The sequence below is a fragment of the Leeuwenhoekiella sp. NPDC079379 genome (genome assembly GCF_044542075.1).
In the GTDB taxonomy this organism is placed as follows: Bacteria; Bacteroidota; Bacteroidia; order Flavobacteriales; family Flavobacteriaceae; genus Leeuwenhoekiella.
Map to the genome: position 1 here is coordinate 330,513 of NZ_JBITTU010000004.1, position 16,736 is coordinate 347,248.

Here is a 16,736-nt window from a genome sequence, read left to right on the forward strand (position 1 = left end):
ACCGTATAGTTGAAGCAGAAAAAAAAAATCCTGATCGTTAGATCAGGATTTTAAAGCTAAACGTGAGTATAATTTAGTTTTTCGTTTTTATAGGATAGGGTGGAGTAGTCAAACCTTGTGGTGGATTCTCTTTCAGCTGCTTTAAAATAATCTCAATGGCTTTTTCAAGTTGAGGATCTTTCCCGGCAATCACTTCTTTTGGCGTTTGTTCTACTTCTACGTCTGGTGGTGTACCTACATTTTCAATACCAAAACCTTCTTCATTATAAAAAGCTACGTTAGGAGCTGTTACAATACCACCATCTATAAATTCAGGATAGCCCAATACCCCTACAAGACCACCCCAGGTGCGTTTACCTACTAAGGTTCCCAGATTATTTCTACGGAATAAATAAGGCAAATAATCTCCACCAGAACCCGCAGTTTCATCAATAAGCATCACTTTAGGACCTTGTATAGAAGCGCTTGGTGCTTTCATATCACTACCGTATCTAAAGTTCCAGTAGCTCTGCATGGGTTTGTTAAGTAAGTCAATTACATAATCTGCTAATTGCCCGCCACCATTAAAACGCTCATCAATAATAATCGCTTTTTTATCTGCTTGTGGATAGAAATACCGCTTAAAATACTCGTGACCTCCGGTAGCTGTATTGGGTACATACACATAGGCAACCTGGCCATTTGTCGCCTCATTTACTTTCTTAATATTGCCTTCTACCCAGTCGCGGTTACGCAGGCTCATTTCAGAATCTATTGCGGTAACCTGCTCCTCGTGTGCGTTACTTCCGTTGGAATTTACTGATAAGGTAAGTGTTACAATTTGCCCGGCTTTATTTTCAAAAAAGCTATAGAAATTATCTGAAGAAGTAACTTCTTGACCATCTACTTTAATTACATACTCGCCAGTTTTAGCAGAAACCCCGGGTTCGGTAAGAGGAGCGCGCAAATCTGGATTCCAGTTGAGGCCGCCATATATTTTTGAAATTTGATATCTTCCGTTTTTCACAACATAATCTGCTCCCAGAAGGCCACCGCTAATTTCTTCTTTTTCAATACGGTTATCGCCGCGGTAATCAAAACGGTGATGTCCTACCGAAAGCTCTGCGAACATCCAGCCCATTATGCGATACAAATCGCTTTTTGTAGTGACATCTGGTAAAAAGATTTCGTATTGTTTTTTCATCGCTTCCCAGTCAACACCATGCATAGCAGGATCGTAAAAATAATCGCGGTTTACACGCCAGGCCTCGTTAAAGATATTTGCCCATTCTTGTTTAGGATTTATTTTAATCTGTATGGCTTCTAAATCTAGCGGTGGGTTATCAGCTTTTTTACCAGTCTCTGAAACAAACCAGCTACCGCCATTATAATACATCATTTTTTTACCGCCTGAGCTAATCTCATAGGAGTTGGTTTCTACGATCTCTTCATCCTCCTGTTCTGCTAAATCGTATTTGTGTAGCATTACGGCGTCATCGTGAGCGGGATAAGACAGGTAAAATAAAACACCTTCTTCTGGTACCGAAAGTGAGCCGTAATAACCACTGCCCAGAGGAACGGCAACCATTCTGTTTAAAATACCATCCCAGTCAATTTTTAAGGTAGGAACAGCCTTTTCTTTTTTATTAGCTTCGAAAGCTTTTTCTTCTTTTTCGGCTTCTGCTTTAGCAATCACTTCAACATCATTTTCTTTTGCAAAAGGTGATTTTACATCATTCTGAAGTGTTATTAAATACAAAGAGTTTGAAGCTTCCATATCCTGATTAGACTGGTCAAACCAGTTCACTACCGGCCCAGCATCTGTAGAGGCGGTTAGGTATAAATACTTTCCGCTAGGGTCAAATGTAGGATTTGCAACATTTGAAAGTCCGTCTGAAATAGGATACGATTTATTTTCGCTTTGCGAAAAAAGATAGGCCTGTTCAAAATTAGTGTTGGTAATTAAGGTGTAGGCTAGCCAATTAGAATCTGCAGACCAACTCCCAAACAAATCCCGGTAAACTCCCGGCTGATACAATATATCCTGAGCTATTTTTTGTGTTTTTCCGGTAGCGACCGTGGTGATGTATAAATTTCTACCATTATCTACAAATGCTACTTTTCTACTATCTGGAGACCAGTGGATATACGCATAAAAACCAGAGCCATCTAGCTGAATACTTTTTGCGGCTGCGGTACTATTTTGATCTTTAACGTGTAAAGCATACTCACCGCTAGCATCAGAAAAGTAAGCGATAGACTTGCCATCTGGTGACCACTTGGGGTAGTTTTCGTGTACTCCGGGAGTTTGTGTAAGATTTGCAACGTCTCCTTTTTCTGCTGGGACAGTTACAATCTCTCCTCTAAAATCTACTACAACTCGTGCACCTGATGGAGAAATACCACCGCTACGCACATAATCACTGCCACTAACAAAACGCTCACGAAGCTCTAGCAAATCTGTTGCGATGCCTATAGTGAGTTTATTTAAAGATTTTGTAGTTGTGTTATAACTGTGTAAATATCCTGCCTGCTCGAGAATAAGAGTTCCTGCCTTATTTACATCGAGATCTTGTAAACCAAATTTTTTAAAGTCTGTATGGCGATTTACTTGTTGTGAGGCCAGATCGTAGCTGTAAAGATTAAATTCGCCGTCGCGGTCACTTCTAAAATAAACCGAATTTCCTGAAAATACCGGTTGCGCATCGTTACTGCCTTCTGTAGGTTTAGGGATTTCAACAACCTCTTTAGTAGCTGTGTCAAAAATATAAATACGTGATTGGGTACCGCCGCGATAATGTTTCCACTGGTTAAAACGATCTGGAATGGGCGTGTAGGCAATGTATTTGCCATCATCTGAATAACTGGCCCAGTAGGCATTGGGGATTTCTAGTTGTGTCGTATGCCCTCCTTCCACAGGAACAGTAAATAGTTGTGCATATCGATTTGTAAATAAAGACCGTTGCGAGGCAAAAAGCAAGTGTTTACCATCTGGCGTAAAATCGCGTACCCAGTCTGAATACGGATGGTATGTAAGTCGTTCAGGCACTCCACCGGTAGTCGCTACTGTAAAAACATCTGTATTGCCATCGTATTCTGCACTAAAAGCAATTGTATTACCATCTGGAGAAAAAACCGGATTAGACTCTATACCTTCATCAATAGTTAATCTTCGAGGCTCAGAGCCATCTATATTAGCTACCCATAAATCTTCAGCATAAATGAAAGCGATATGATTTATACTTATAGCAGGCTCGTGCATAAGCCGCGTATCTATGGTGTTAACCTCCTGTGCAAATCCCGCAATACCTAAGGAAATTGCCAGGATACTTAAAATTTGACTTTTAAAATTCATGTGTTGATTTTGATTGATTTTGAGTTTGTAGTTTAATATCTTAAATGAATGTTTTAGACTTGCTTAAGTTACTAAAAAACCAAATTCTAATTTGTGAGTCCGCAAGACTGAAGTATAAATTAAAAGTCCGTTGAAGATTCTCAACGGACTTTTTTATTTTAGATGATTGATTTGTAAAGCGGGAATATGTTCAATAAACTAATGTTCTTCAGTTTTTTTAAGAGATTCTTGTTCTACTTCAATCATTTTTAATTCAGTTTTGATTTGTGTTAAACGAGCAGCGATATCTGTGTTGTTAGCTTCCATCTCCACTAATTGTGCCTCCATTTGCTCTACTGAAATGCTGTCTGACATAAAGTAAGATTTTACGTCTGCGTGGCTTTCAATCAGTTTTTTTAATTTAGAAAGCGAAGTTGCCTGCTCTTTTAATAAAACCTGATGCTTAGCTAAATCTGCAATTGCAATAGAATCTGTTTCCTCTACATCTTTTAATTTTTGCGCAAGTGTACGGGTATCAGTTTTAAGCGCATCGTGATGAACCGTCATCGCATCGTGTACCACATCAAGACTATCTGTATGCATAACATACTCTAGATATTGCTCGTGTAAAACTTTACGTGTATCATCGCAACTCACAAAAAGGGTAGCAGCAAACGCGCTAAGTATTATAAATTTTCTCATAATAAGTCTAATCGTTAATGACGGAATAAATATAAAAAAGAAACTGAACCCAAAGCTTTACTCTGGCTATAAATGCTGTTAAATTATAGTTAGAAATTTTAAATGTTGCATCACACTGGTATTTACCTACTTTGCGATTTAAAATTGCTGAAATTGCAAATTAAAGAATAACGTTGTTAGTCGCTATTACTGCTTCTGATAATACCAAATAGGACTTAATGATCAAATTATAGCTCTTAAGATAATAAGCAAAACTAAAAAATCCGCTGTAGTTGCCTACAGCGGATTTTTTAGTTGTCAAAACCAGTTCTTAATTGGATTCCGGTTTGCTGTTAAAACGTTTTTTAGGGTTTCCCGCTGTACGTTTTACAGGGCCGCTATTTCTGCGATCATCGTTGTTTTTTGAACGACCAGAACTATTACGGGAACTGTTGCTGTTACGTGAGTTATTACGTGTGTTGTTGCGTGGTGGTCGAGCATCAGGTTCATCTGAAGGATCGTCAGGACCGTCAATTAAGAACGGGTGTTCTGCAATCACATCTATCTTCTGCTTAATTAGTTTTTCGATATCTCTAAGATAAGCACGCTCTTCTTTATCACAAAAAGCTAGCGCAACGCCACTGGCTTTTGCTCTACCGGTACGACCTATACGGTGTACATAGGTTTCAGAAACGTTAGGTAAATCATACTGAATTACCATTTCTAATTCAGAAACATCGATACCCCTTGCAGCGATATCAGTGGCTACTAAAACCTGAGTTTGACCATCTTTAAAAGCGCTTAGGGCTTTTTGACGAGCAGCCTGTGATTTGTTACCGTGTATAGCTGCAGCATTAATTCCTGCTTTATCTAAGATTTTTACAATCTTATTAGCACCGTGCTTAGTACGTGAAAAAACCAAAACGGTAGCGGGATTTTCAGTCTCAATAAGATGCTTTAATAATTTTGGCTTACTTTTTTTGCTTACAAAGTAAATCCCCTGATCTACACGTTCTGCAGTAGGTTTCTCAGGCTCTATACTTACTTTTTCAAAATCACCAAGTATGAGTTTAGAAAGATCTACAATCGCCTTTGGCATCGTAGCCGAAAAGAATAAAGATTGTCTATCGTGCGGTACTAGTTTTAGTACTTTCTTAATATCGTGAATAAAACCCATATCGAGCATCTGGTCTGCTTCATCAAGCACCAGATATTCAATATCTTTTAAACTAATAAACCCTTGTTTAACTAAATCTAAAAGACGTCCCGGAGTAGCAGTTAATACATCAACTCCTTTGCGCATTGCAGAAACCTGCGAAGCTTGTTTAACACCACCAAAAATCACAGTATTTTTAATACCGGTATATTTGCTGTATTCGGTTACATTATCGTCTATTTGTATAGCAAGTTCTCGCGTAGGGGTAATAATCAAAGCTTTAAGCTTGCGTGTGCCTTTGCCAGAACCTATGTTGTTATAAATTTGTTGAAGTATCGGGATGGTAAACGCCGCTGTTTTACCGGTTCCTGTTTGTGCAGAACCTAATAAATCTTGTCCTCTTAATAATACCGGTATTGCTTGCTGTTGAATAGGGGTAGGGTGGGTGTATCCTTTATCAGCTAAAGCTTTAAGGATAGGGTCTATAAGACCTAATTCTTTAAATGTCATAAAATATAATAAGCGGCAAAGATAAGCTTATTATTGATGCTTGTAGCTCATTTAACAGAAAACGTTGGTTTGTAAGGTGTTGAGCGAGATATGTCAATTATTAATACTTAAGGCTTAAAAGTTAATTCCCAATTAATTAGAAAATTAATTTATTTAAATCACTTGATAAAAGGTGTTTTTTCTGTTGGAAGATTAAGCTCTGAAAGTGTTTTAACCAAAGAAGTAAGCGACTGATTTTCAATAAACGAGGTATTTATTTTTAATTTCGTATCATTTGATTTTAAGGTGTAATCTCCTGCAAACTTTTCGACCCTATCAATATCTTTAAGATTCATTTTTTTACGAAAACCATAAAGACTATTTTTCTTAATTACACCATCTTCAATTTCTAAGTACTGGTGCTTGAGATCGTAAACATAATGAGCCAGGTAGAAAACACCAATACCAAAATAGATGTAATCTGACCAATTCAACCCCTCATCTTTTAGTAGACTTAATGGTGCAATTATAACCCATATTATGCCCAATACTAAATTGGCGTATAATCTCTTCTTTTTGAACTTAATTTTCATCTACTAAATATAAATAAAGATTACGTAATATTTAATACTACAATTTCATTTGCGTCAGTTAACTTGGTAAGCTATTGTGTACAGCTTTAATCCCTTCAATATGTCCTTTTGTACTTGACGCTGTCTGCCGATTAATCAGGTAATCACCCGTGTAATACATCAATTAAAGGTCTAAATGAAAATATTTAAACTCATATTTTTACTACTTTCTACATTACAAAGTTGATACGTGTAATTCTTTTTTTTGATTTTTAAGTGTTTTATTTACAGGTATTTGTTTATTTATTGCTTATCAACAACTGTTCATTATATTTTACTCAATCTGTATTATAAAGACAAATTTTTAGTTGCTTTTATTTTATTTTGCAATTTCTTAACACTTACTAAACTCAAATTCAAAATGAAGCTTATGAAAAGACAGCAACTTCTTTTTTTTATCAGCCTTTTTATGTTGGTTCTTACCGCCTCAGCACAGGTAACAACTGCAGAAATCAGTGGTATTGTATATGATGACCAAAGCTCAATTCTACCCGGAGCCAATGTAACTGCAACGCATACGCCTACGGGTACGGTTTACGGTGCAATTACAAATTTTGACGGAAGATTCTCGCTGCTTAATGTACGTGTGGGAGGGCCGTATACCATTTCAATTAGCTATGTAGGTTTTAAAACATATGTGCTAGACAACATCAATTTATCACTGGGACAGTCTTTTAACGTAAAAGCAGTTTTAGCTAGCGATGCAACAGAGCTTGATGCTGTTGTGGTTTCTTCTTCAAAAAATAATGTAATTAATAGCGATCGAACCGGAGCAGAAACCAGTATAGGCAGACGCGAACTTAAAAGTTTACCTACGATCTCAAGATCTGCTGCAGATTTTTACAGGTTAGAGCCTACTGCCTCTAGTAATGGTTCTTTTGGAGGAAGAAATGACCAATTCAATAACTTTAGTTTAGACGGTTCAATTTTTAATAATCCTTTTGGACTTGATGCAGCAACACCGGGTGGGCAGACTAATGCACAGCCTATTTCGCTTGATGCAATAGACCAGATACAGGTTTCAACAGCACCCTATGATGTGACTCAAGCAGGTTTTACGGGAGCTTCGGTTAACGCTGTTACCAAGAGTGGTACTAATACGTGGGCAGGAACAGTTTATGGTTTTTACCGTAATCAGGATATGACGGGCAGTAAGGTAGGTGACGATAAAATAATTGTTCCTGAGCTTAATCAAAAGCAATACGGGGTTAGTGTAGGTGGACCTTTAATCGAAAATAAATTGTTTGTTTTTGCAAACTTTGAAAAAGATGACCGCGCAGATGCAGGTTCAAACTTTTTGGCAGCGCGTCCGGGCATTACAGGGCAAAATGTATCTCGTGTTTCTGCCGAAGATCTTGATTATGTTTCTCAACAATTATCTAGTTTAGGTTACGAGACAGGACCTTATGAAAATTTTACACATAAGACGGAATCTACAAAAGGTATATTTAAGCTAGACTGGAATATAAATAACAATCACCGTGTTGCTGTTATTTACAACTTTTTAAATGCCTCTCGAGATTTGCCGGCAAATCCCGAAGCGATAGGAAGAAGAGGACCAGACCAGACAACTCTTCAGTTTAGAAATGCAGGATACCGTATTAATAATAAGATTGACTCCTGGTTAGTTGAATTAAACTCCAACTTTGGCGGAAACGTGACTAATAAACTTCAGGCGGGTTATACCTTCTTTGATGATAGCAGAGATCCTTTTTCTGCACCGGCACCAGCGATTAGTATTCAGCAAGATGGGGTACGTGCTATTATTGCAGGTCACGAGCCTTTTTCAATAAACAATAAATTAACGCAGAAAGTTTTTCAAATCACAGATAACTTTAATGTTGTAACCGGAAATCACACAATTACCTTAGGTGGAAGTTTTGAGAAATTTATGTTTGATAACAGCTTTAACCTGGGTGCGTACAGCTACTTTAATGCAAATGGCGGAGTTGGTGTTTTTGCACCAGATTTTACAAGCGTACGTGCAAATCCTAATGTTGCAGGATTAAGTTTTGAAGAAGCAGTAAACAACGGTTTATTAGCTGAAGCGCTGGCGAGTGCTCAAACTACTTTTGACAACAATACAGCTAATGATAGTTGGGCTTTAGCCGAAACTAATGTAGGTCAACTTGCTTTCTATGCACAGGATAAATGGAAGGCTACCGAAAATTTCACTTTGACCGTAGGATTACGTATAGACAAGCCACTTTTTTTTAATACACAAGATAAAATACGTGAAAATATTTTACGTGCAGCCGGCGGTACGTTCCCTGACGGAAACTACCAACCCGGAATCACCTACTTTGATGAAAATGGAAACCCTACAAATCTAAATAGTTTAGATCTTCCTTCTAAGAAAATTTTATTCTCACCACGAGTAGGATTTAACTACGATGTTTTAGGAGATAATACGTTCCAAATACGAGGAGGTACGGGTGTATTTACCGGTCGTTTACCTTTTGTATGGATAGGAAATCAAGTAGCAAACCCAAACTTCTTTTTCTACACGACTTCTGCACCAGACTTTAAGTTTCCGCAGGTATGGCGTAATAGTTTAGGTCTTGATTATCGTTTTGAAAATGGAATTACCGCTTCAACAGACTTTATTTATACCCGTGATTTAAATTCACAAATGGTGCGTAATTACGGTCTGGCAAATCCTTCAGGAACCCTTGCAGGTCCAGACGGCAGACCTATTTATTTAGATAGTGATCGCGCAAAAGACGAGTTTGGCGGTAATACAAATGCCTATGTATTCTCAAATACAGATGTAGGATTTTCATTCAACTGGTCAACAAAATTTCAGAAGACATTTAGCAACGGTATTTTTGCGAGCATAGCATATAACTATTTAAAAGCAGAGGATGCGAGTTCGTTAGATGCAGAAATATCTAGTGATGCATATGATCGTAATCCGGCTTTTGGCAATGTAAACAGAGCGGTAAGTACCACCTCACGTTATGGAGATAAACACCGTATCGTAGGTCAGCTTAACAAAGCATTTACCTATGGAGCAAACAAGCAATGGCGTACTTCATTAGGTGCTTTTTATGAGTATGCGCAGGGCGGAAGATTCGCTTATACCTATAGCGGTGATATTAATAATGATGGTTCTGTACTTAATGATTTGATATATATACCTACAAGTCAGGAGTTAGAGACGTATGCGTTTTCAGGTGATGCAGCGGCACAGGCTGCACAGCGTACCGCTTATGAAAATTATATAGCTCAGGATGACTATTTAAGTGATCGTAGAGGTGCATACGCCGAAAAATATGGTGCACTGAGCCCGTGGAGAGGTCGTTGGGATTTAAAAATCTTACAGGACTATGATTTTAAAGTTTCAGAAAATAAAACAAATACCATCCAGTTTAGTATAGATATTTTAAACCTGGGAAATCTTATTAGTTCAGACTGGGGTGTTATTGAAGTGCCGGTAAACGATCAACCTTTAGGAGTTGATGTTTCTAGCGGAAGCCCGGTTTACACGTTTAATACTTCACAAACAAAAACTTTTACTAACGATTTTAGTTTAGACAGCAGATGGCAGGCGCAAGTAGGATTGCGTTATATTTTCTAATCGATTTAATCCTGCTCTAAAATTAAAATCCCCGCATTTTACGATGCGGGGATTTTTTATGGTATTACTTACAGTTTATAAAACCAAAGAAAGTGTTTGTAATTCCAGGATTCCTGACTGCTGGAAATAGATACAATTTCAATCTTTTCTGAGTTGGCATTTACAAATTCAACAAGCTCTTGCTTCTTAGTAAACTCGATGACTTTAAATTCTTTTTGAGACATAAATAGTTTAAAGATTAGTTTGTAAAAGAGCTAGACAGATTTGAATACCCTGACGCATATTACCTATGCGTATATTTTCATTAGGGCTGTGCTGGTTATTATCCATATTAACCATTGGGATAATTAATGTTGGAATATTAAGCGCATTTATTACCGGTACAATAGGAACGGTACCACCCATCATCCTGATTTTTATAGGCTCTTCTTTAAATGCTTTAGAAAGACTGTTTGAAATGGTTTTTCCAAAGGGGCTGTCGAGGTCTGTTCTAAAAGCATTAATTCCTTCATTTGCTATAAACTTCGCTATTTTAGGATGCGTAGCGCGTTCTTCAGCTGTAGGATCGTGATCAATTACATAATATCCTTGTTTAACAATATGAGTTCTAATTTTTTCAAGTTGAATTTGTGCTTCGGTCTCAGAAACGAGGCGTACATCAAGATCTGCTTTTGCAAATTCAGGTACCACAGTTTTTAAATTCTCTCCAGACCACGAGGTACCTATCTGGCGAATATTCAACGAGGGGTACTGCAGCGCTTCCTGATAATTATTTCCTATTTTTTCTGAAGTGAAAATGCCTAGTTGGCTATTGAGCGCTACTGAGTCATAGGGAATAGATTTTAAAATATCAGTTATTTCCGGACTTAAATTGATGCCTTTGTAATAGTCTTTAATGAGCACATAACCCTTATCATCCTTCATTGTACTCAATAATTTTGCAAGGCTAAAAATCGGGTTGGGGACATAGTTGCCATAATGGCCGCTGTGTTGAGGTAACGAGGCGCCATACGTGGTTATAGAGCAGGTAACAATACCTCTGCAACCAAATGTTACGGTAGGTTTATTAGAATCGTGAGCCGGCCCGTCCATTACGATAAAATAATCTGAAGCATAGCGTTCTTTATTTATGGGCAGCGTAGATAATAATGCCGATGAACCATATTCTTCTTCGGGATCAAAAATTACTTTTATATTAAAGTTGGGTTTTTTATTCTGAGCATCTAACTGTTCTAAAGCAGCCAGAAACATAATTATAGGCGCTTTATCATCTGCTGCTGCACGAGCAAATATGCGCCACTCATCATCTATTTTTGAGTCGAGAGCGTGCCAATCTAAATTTTGCCAGTTTCCTGCGGAATCTTGTTTTTTTAAAACTGGAGTAAAAGGATTTTCCTGATCCCAATTCGCTTTATTTGCAGGCTGCCCATCTATATGAAAATAAAACAAAACAGTTTTAAACTTGGGATTGAAGACTTTTTCAGCCAATAAAAGTGGAAGCGTACTTGATGGAAGCAATGTTGTTTTAAAGTCTAATTTTTGATAATAATCAGCAACCCAGTTGATATTTTTAAGCATTGATGCTTCATCTTCGGGCAAATTAGGAATACTCACTAGTTCTTTATGTAATAATAATGTCTTTCTTAATGCATCGTCAACATCTTGAGATTGTGCACTGGTAGGTAAAGCTATACCACAAAAGAGTGCGAAGTAGAAAAGCTTCATTGGGTTGAATATCATAGAACTATTTTTAAAGTCGTTTTTAAACATATAGCATAGAGGTATCGACTTAAAAATACAAAATTAAGAGTGCGGTAAAACTGTAAATTTTTAGAAGGTGTCTATTTGATTTTTTAAGTTAAAATTCTCGACAGCGCTCTACCCGAGTTGCGTATAACACAAAAAATAACCCTGAAAGAATACATATCTTTCAGGGTTATTTTTTAAATGAGTTATGCTTTTTAACTAGCAATCCATTTGAATTTGTGATCGAGTTTAGGAACTACAATACGTTGTGAAATACGTTCTAAACGATCAGGTAGGTTTAATAAATAATCACGAGCACGCTCGCCTTTATCATTAAGTCCTTTGATATCTTCAATTTTCCAGTCTGCAACCAGAGATTTTAAAATGGTGATATAATCCTGTGTGGTATAAACCATAGAGCGCTGCGCAGCATCTGAGAAATGTTCCCAAAGCTGACCAATATGCTGCCCAGATTCTCTTAAGAACATAGCCGGCATCACAATTTTGTTACGCATCATTGCTTCAAAAGCCATCATCATTTCACTAGGGTCCAAATCAAAAATACGACGTACAAACTCCATATAAGCAGAAGCATGACGCGCTTCATCTTTAGCAATCATATTACATATTTTTGCCAATTGCTTATTTCCAGATTTACGTGAAAATGAAGCTACACGTCTGTGTGATACGTTTGTCGCCAATTCCTGAAAACTAGTATATACAAAGTTTTTATAAGGATCCATACCGGTACCTATATCAAAACCATCGCTTATGAGGTATTGTGTACTTACTTCCATCTCGCGCATGTTTACGCGACCAGAAAGGTATAAGTATTTATTAAGTAAATCCCCGTGACGATTTTCTTCGGCAGTCCATGAGCGTACCCATTTAGACCAGCCATTACCATTAACTTGATCTACACCTTGAACTCCCATTAACCAGGATTCGTAAGTAGGTAGAGCTTCTTCAGTAATCGTGTCACCTACTAAAACAGTAAATAAATCATAATCCATCTCGCGACATAACTCCTGAATCTCTTTGACTTCGTCAATAAATTCTGGGTTGGTAGGATCGGGAAGCATGTCTGTAGGCTGCCAATTTTCATCAATTGACTTCAGGTAGGTCCCAATAAGTTCATCCATAGACTTTCCTATGGTTTGCATTACTTCGAGACGTATATTATTTAATATCATATTTCTCTAACAAATTTTATGTAAATGTAGCAGTTTTGGGTCGTTTAGAAGTGTTTTCTTATCAATTCTTACTATGCGTGCATAGCAAAACTTTTCCGATTAAATCGTATTAATCACTTTAAATTAATGCAATTCTAATCGTACAAAATCTTATATCAAATCTGCATTTAGAATTTTTCGGTCTTATTTAAATATACGAAAAATTAAAGAAAGTAGTTTTGTAGTTGGCCCTGTGTTAAATAAACAGTCTCAGGAATCTATATAAGATTGCTGAGACTGTAAATTAATTTCTATTAATTAAAAGAAGATTTACTTTTTAATTTCTTCAGTCTTTTTAATTTCATTTACATCGCGGTTTTTTACATATTTTTCGAGCCATTGATCTTGTTCCCACAGCATATGTAAAATAGATTCTTTTGCAGCGTAACCATGACTTTCTTTAGGCAACATTACTAAACGAGCTGTCGCACCTAATCCTTTTAAAGCATTAAAATAGCGCTCACTTTGTAGTGGATATGTACCGCTATTGTTATCTGCTACACCGTGAATCAAGAGTAACGGAGTTTTCATTTTATCGGCATGCATAAAAGGGCTCATCGCGTTGTAAACTTCTGGAGCCTCCCAGTAATTACGCTCTTCAGACTGAAAACCAAATGGAGTCAACGTACGGTTATAGGCACCGCTACGCGCAATTCCGGCAGCAAATAAATCTGAATGTGATAATAAGTTTGCGGTCATAAAAGCACCGTAAGAGTGACCACCTACTGCGACTTTATTTCGGTCTATATAGCCTAAAGCATCAACGGCGTCAATAGCCGCCTTACTATTAGCAACAAGTTGCTTTCTAAACGAGTCATTAGGTTCTGTGTCGCCTTCACCCACGATAGGAAAGGATGCATCATCAAGTACTACATAACCTCGCGTAACCCAATATACCATAGAACCATAATACGGGTAGGTAAATTCATTAGGGTTTGAGGTGGTTTGACTTGCACTGTTTTTGTCTTTAAATTCAGTAGGATAAGCCCAGAGAAGCATTGGTTTTTTCTCTTTCTTTTTCATATCATAACCTACCGGTAGGTATAAAGTACCCGAAAGTTCTAAACCATCTTCACGTGTGTATTTAATGACCTCTTTATGTACATCCTGAATACTTTTAAACGGATTTTCAAAACGAGTAATCTGGTCTAAACTTTTATCGTCAAGATCTCGTATGTAATAGTTGGGATATTCAGTAGGCGCTTCAATACGCACGAGCACTTTACCTTCTTTAATATCTAATACTTTCTGTAGATTTTCAAGCTTATCTGTGTATTCCGACTCATAAATACGCTGAGTTTCCTGTGTTTCAAGATTCAATTTATCTATAAATGGAAACTGACCTTTTTCACTAAAGCCATCTCCTATTAAATAAGCATTCCCGTCAACCAATGTAAGCACGGGTTTTCCGTAGCTGTTATCCTGAGTTACAAAGCTACCGGGATCGCTGTAGGTATCTTGATAGTTTCGGTCTGCTATCACTTTACCTTCGTTGCTTTTGTCTGAAGGGTTAAATACATATGTTTTTGTATTACGCGTGTTCCACCAGTAATCGTAAGCTATTGCTGTGTTTTCTGAACCCCAGGTAATTCCTCTAAAACGGTTAATAGTTTTTAAAACTTTTGTAGGAGCCTCAGTAAAGGGTGCTTTTTGCATATATACCTGATCTCTAAAAGGTACTTCAACTTCTGGATCTCCCTGGTCTAAAGCTTCAGCCCAATATAAGGTTGCAGGATGATCTGCTCTCCAGTACATATTGCGCTTTCCAGTCTGCGTTGCCATAAAGCCCTGCGGAAGCTCCTCAATTAACGGAGTTTCATTTACTACTTTTACAAGAGTACCATCTTGCTTATATACACTTACTTTCTCAGGAAATCTACTATAGGGTACGATATATGAAAATGGTTTGTGTATGGTAGTTGTCATAATATATTCCCCATCTGGAGAAAATGATACACCTGTGTACATAGCTGCCTCGCCCCAGGTTGTGCTGGTACCATCTAAATTTTGTTTGACTAGTACTGAAGTTGCCAATTGCTCAAAATTGAATATATCATTCGGGTTTTGAAGTAAATCCTGATAGGTTCGGTTTTGAGCCTTAGAGCCGTCACTGGTAGAAATTGTGGGTCCGGTAGGTATAGCCTCTGCGGTATTAATTAAATCTTTACGCTGTGCAGGAAGCATATTTATTAACAAGCTTTTACCGTCTTTAAACCAGCTTATGGGACTTCCCATATTGGCATTTAGAGTGGGCTCAGTAAGTTTGCGTACGGTCGCAGTGTTTAAATCTAATATCCAAACTTCTACACCGGTTTCAGTTGTATTTGTAAGTGCCATTTTAGTCTCGTCTGGAGACCAGCTAAAGTTGCTAAGCATAGGATTATCTGGTAAGCCGGAAATAGCACGGGCTTCAGTTTCCTGTACTCCTTTTATTTTTACATCATTATAAAAGGTAGTACGACTGCCTATATTTGTTTTGGGATTTATACGTAAACCACCCAGACGCAATTCTTCTTCAGAAAGTTCTGCAATGGTTTTAAAACTGTCGCGGTAGAGTAGAAGCATCGTATCACCTGCGGTATTTATGACCACAGCGGGGGCTCTGGGAACGTCAACTAAATCAAGAATTTCTTTAGGTGGTTTTTGATAATCTAAATTTTCCTGCGCAAAAAGTGGGGTAGAGAGAAATAACATTAAAGCAAAGTAGCATATTTTTTTCATGAGATGGATTTTAATTCAATTTAGGAAAAATAATTATTCTAATTATTATGCACGCATAGCTAAAGGCAGCTGCTTTAAAGCATTTAAAATTGCAGAATCTGTATCTTTCCGCGGTTTATGGCATCAGAAATTCTGGTACTACTAATTATATCTCATATTTATTACCCTATGTATAATTCTCGAATTGCAGGAATGGGAGCCTATGTTCCCGAAAATATAGTGACAAATGATGATTTGTCTAAGATTATGGAAACCAATGACGCCTGGATACAAGAGCGTACCGGTATAAAAGAACGCCGTCATATAAAAGACGGAGACGGCAACAGCACCGCGGTTATGGGTGTAAAAGCTGCAAAAATCGCTTTAGAACGTGCAAAAATGACTGCGCAGGATATAGACATGATTGTTTTTGCTACATTAAGTCCAGATTATTATTTTCCGGGCTGTGGTGTACAGGTGCAGGAAATGCTAGATATGCGTACCGTACCTGCTTTAGATGTACGTAATCAATGTAGTGGTTTTATCTATGCCCTCTCTACAGCAGACCAGTTTATAAAAACCGGGATGTATAAAAATATATTGGTAATAGGTTCAGAAAATCACAGTGGCGGTTTAGATATGACTACGCGTGGGCGTAATGTATCAGTCATCTTTGGTGATGGGGCAGGAGCGGCAGTACTTACCCGAGAAGAAGACAATGCAAAAGGTATTTTATCTACACATTTACATAGTGAAGGTAAACACGCCTTAGAGCTTTCTTTAAAAGGACCAAGTACTTTGGAATGGGTGCCTGAATTGATTGAAAAAAATCCGCAGGAAGATATCCCGTATTACCCGTATATGAATGGTCAATTTGTATTTAAAAATGCTGTAGTGCGTTTTTCTGAAGTGATTGTTGAAGGTCTTGAGAAAAATAAACTAAAAGCCGAAGATATCGATATGTTGATACCGCATCAGGCAAATCTTAGAATTTCTCAATTTGTACAGAAAAAATTTGGCTTAAATGACGATCAGGTGTACAACAATATTCAGAAATATGGAAATACTACCGCGGCATCAATCCCTATTGCTTTAACTGAGGCCTGGGAAAATGGTAAAATTAAAGAAGGTGATACGGTTGTACTTGCTGCTTTTGGTAGTGGGTTTACCTGGGCGAGTGCTATTATTAAGTGGTAATAAGTATATA

At 37.5% G+C, this 16,736-nt stretch carries 10 protein-coding genes; 2 read left to right on the forward strand and 8 right to left on the reverse strand.

Features of this window, described 5'->3' with window-relative positions; all coding sequences use genetic code 11:
• Positions 1–73: 73 nt before the first annotated feature.
• The 4 genes from ACIGAM_RS09800 to ACIGAM_RS09815 form a co-directional block, all read right to left on the reverse strand.
• On the reverse strand, positions 74–3,334 hold the full coding sequence (locus ACIGAM_RS09800) for a PDZ domain-containing protein (protein WP_396511278.1): 3,261 nt from the start codon (positions 3,332–3,334) through the stop codon (positions 74–76).
• 198 nt (positions 3,335–3,532) lie between these two features.
• Positions 3,533–4,015 carry a hypothetical protein gene (locus tag ACIGAM_RS09805; protein WP_396511279.1) on the reverse strand — a complete coding sequence of 161 codons (483 nt, stop codon included), beginning with the start codon at positions 4,013–4,015 and terminating at the stop codon, positions 3,533–3,535.
• Between the two features lie 310 nt (positions 4,016–4,325).
• Positions 4,326–5,660 carry a DEAD/DEAH box helicase gene (locus ACIGAM_RS09810; protein ID WP_028374739.1) on the reverse strand — a complete coding sequence of 445 codons (1,335 nt, stop codon included), beginning with the start codon at positions 5,658–5,660 and terminating at the stop codon, positions 4,326–4,328.
• 158 nt (positions 5,661–5,818) lie between these two features.
• On the reverse strand, positions 5,819–6,232 hold the full coding sequence (locus ACIGAM_RS09815) for a hypothetical protein (RefSeq protein WP_396511280.1): 414 nt from the start codon (positions 6,230–6,232) through the stop codon (positions 5,819–5,821).
• Positions 6,233–6,641: 409 nt separating this feature from the next.
• Here ACIGAM_RS09815 and ACIGAM_RS09820 point away from each other — a divergent pair, with 409 nt between their 5' ends.
• Positions 6,642–9,851: a carboxypeptidase regulatory-like domain-containing protein gene (locus ACIGAM_RS09820; RefSeq protein ID WP_396511281.1), complete on the forward strand. Its 3,210-nt coding sequence runs from the start codon at positions 6,642–6,644 to the stop codon at positions 9,849–9,851.
• 68 nt (positions 9,852–9,919) lie between these two features.
• On the opposite strand, the gene ACIGAM_RS09825 is transcribed toward ACIGAM_RS09820, so the two are convergent.
• From ACIGAM_RS09825 to ACIGAM_RS09840, 4 genes are all read right to left on the reverse strand, one after another.
• The gene (locus ACIGAM_RS09825) at positions 9,920–10,075 is read right to left on the reverse strand and encodes a hypothetical protein (protein WP_396511282.1); all 156 of its coding nucleotides are present in this window, start codon (positions 10,073–10,075) and stop codon (positions 9,920–9,922) included.
• A gap of 7 nt (positions 10,076–10,082) precedes the next feature.
• Positions 10,083–11,591, reverse strand: a complete 1,509-nt coding sequence (locus ACIGAM_RS09830) for a M20/M25/M40 family metallo-hydrolase (protein WP_396511283.1) — start codon at positions 11,589–11,591, stop codon at positions 10,083–10,085.
• Between the two features lie 221 nt (positions 11,592–11,812).
• Positions 11,813–12,790 carry an acyl-ACP desaturase gene (locus ACIGAM_RS09835; RefSeq protein ID WP_396511284.1) on the reverse strand — a complete coding sequence of 326 codons (978 nt, stop codon included), beginning with the start codon at positions 12,788–12,790 and terminating at the stop codon, positions 11,813–11,815.
• Between the two features lie 309 nt (positions 12,791–13,099).
• On the reverse strand, positions 13,100–15,550 hold the full coding sequence (locus ACIGAM_RS09840) for a prolyl oligopeptidase family serine peptidase (RefSeq protein ID WP_396511285.1): 2,451 nt from the start codon (positions 15,548–15,550) through the stop codon (positions 13,100–13,102).
• 168 nt (positions 15,551–15,718) lie between these two features.
• Here ACIGAM_RS09840 and ACIGAM_RS09845 point away from each other — a divergent pair, with 168 nt between their 5' ends.
• Positions 15,719–16,726 (forward strand): 3-oxoacyl-ACP synthase III family protein, encoded by a 1,008-nt coding sequence (locus ACIGAM_RS09845; RefSeq protein WP_396511353.1) that lies wholly within the window; start codon positions 15,719–15,721, stop codon positions 16,724–16,726.
• Positions 16,727–16,736 lie beyond the last annotated feature (10 nt).

Excerpts from the sequence above, each read along its gene's own strand:
- ACIGAM_RS09840 (WP_396511285.1), bottom strand. The coding sequence starts at position 15,550 with ATGAAAAAAATATGCTACTTTGCTTTAATGTTATTTCTCTCTACCCCA.
- ACIGAM_RS09845 (WP_396511353.1), top strand. The coding sequence starts at position 15,719 with ATGTATAATTCTCGAATTGCAGGAATGGGAGCCTATGTTCCCGAAAAT.
- ACIGAM_RS09835 (WP_396511284.1), bottom strand. The coding sequence starts at position 12,790 with ATGATATTAAATAATATACGTCTCGAAGTAATGCAAACCATAGGAAAG.
- ACIGAM_RS09815 (WP_396511280.1), bottom strand. The coding sequence starts at position 6,232 with ATGAAAATTAAGTTCAAAAAGAAGAGATTATACGCCAATTTAGTATTG.
- ACIGAM_RS09800 (WP_396511278.1), bottom strand. The coding sequence starts at position 3,334 with ATGAATTTTAAAAGTCAAATTTTAAGTATCCTGGCAATTTCCTTAGGT.
- ACIGAM_RS09820 (WP_396511281.1), top strand. The coding sequence starts at position 6,642 with ATGAAAAGACAGCAACTTCTTTTTTTTATCAGCCTTTTTATGTTGGTT.
- ACIGAM_RS09830 (WP_396511283.1), bottom strand. The coding sequence starts at position 11,591 with ATGATATTCAACCCAATGAAGCTTTTCTACTTCGCACTCTTTTGTGGT.
- ACIGAM_RS09805 (WP_396511279.1), bottom strand. The coding sequence starts at position 4,015 with ATGAGAAAATTTATAATACTTAGCGCGTTTGCTGCTACCCTTTTTGTG.
- ACIGAM_RS09810 (WP_028374739.1), bottom strand. The coding sequence starts at position 5,660 with ATGACATTTAAAGAATTAGGTCTTATAGACCCTATCCTTAAAGCTTTA.
- ACIGAM_RS09825 (WP_396511282.1), bottom strand. The coding sequence starts at position 10,075 with ATGTCTCAAAAAGAATTTAAAGTCATCGAGTTTACTAAGAAGCAAGAG.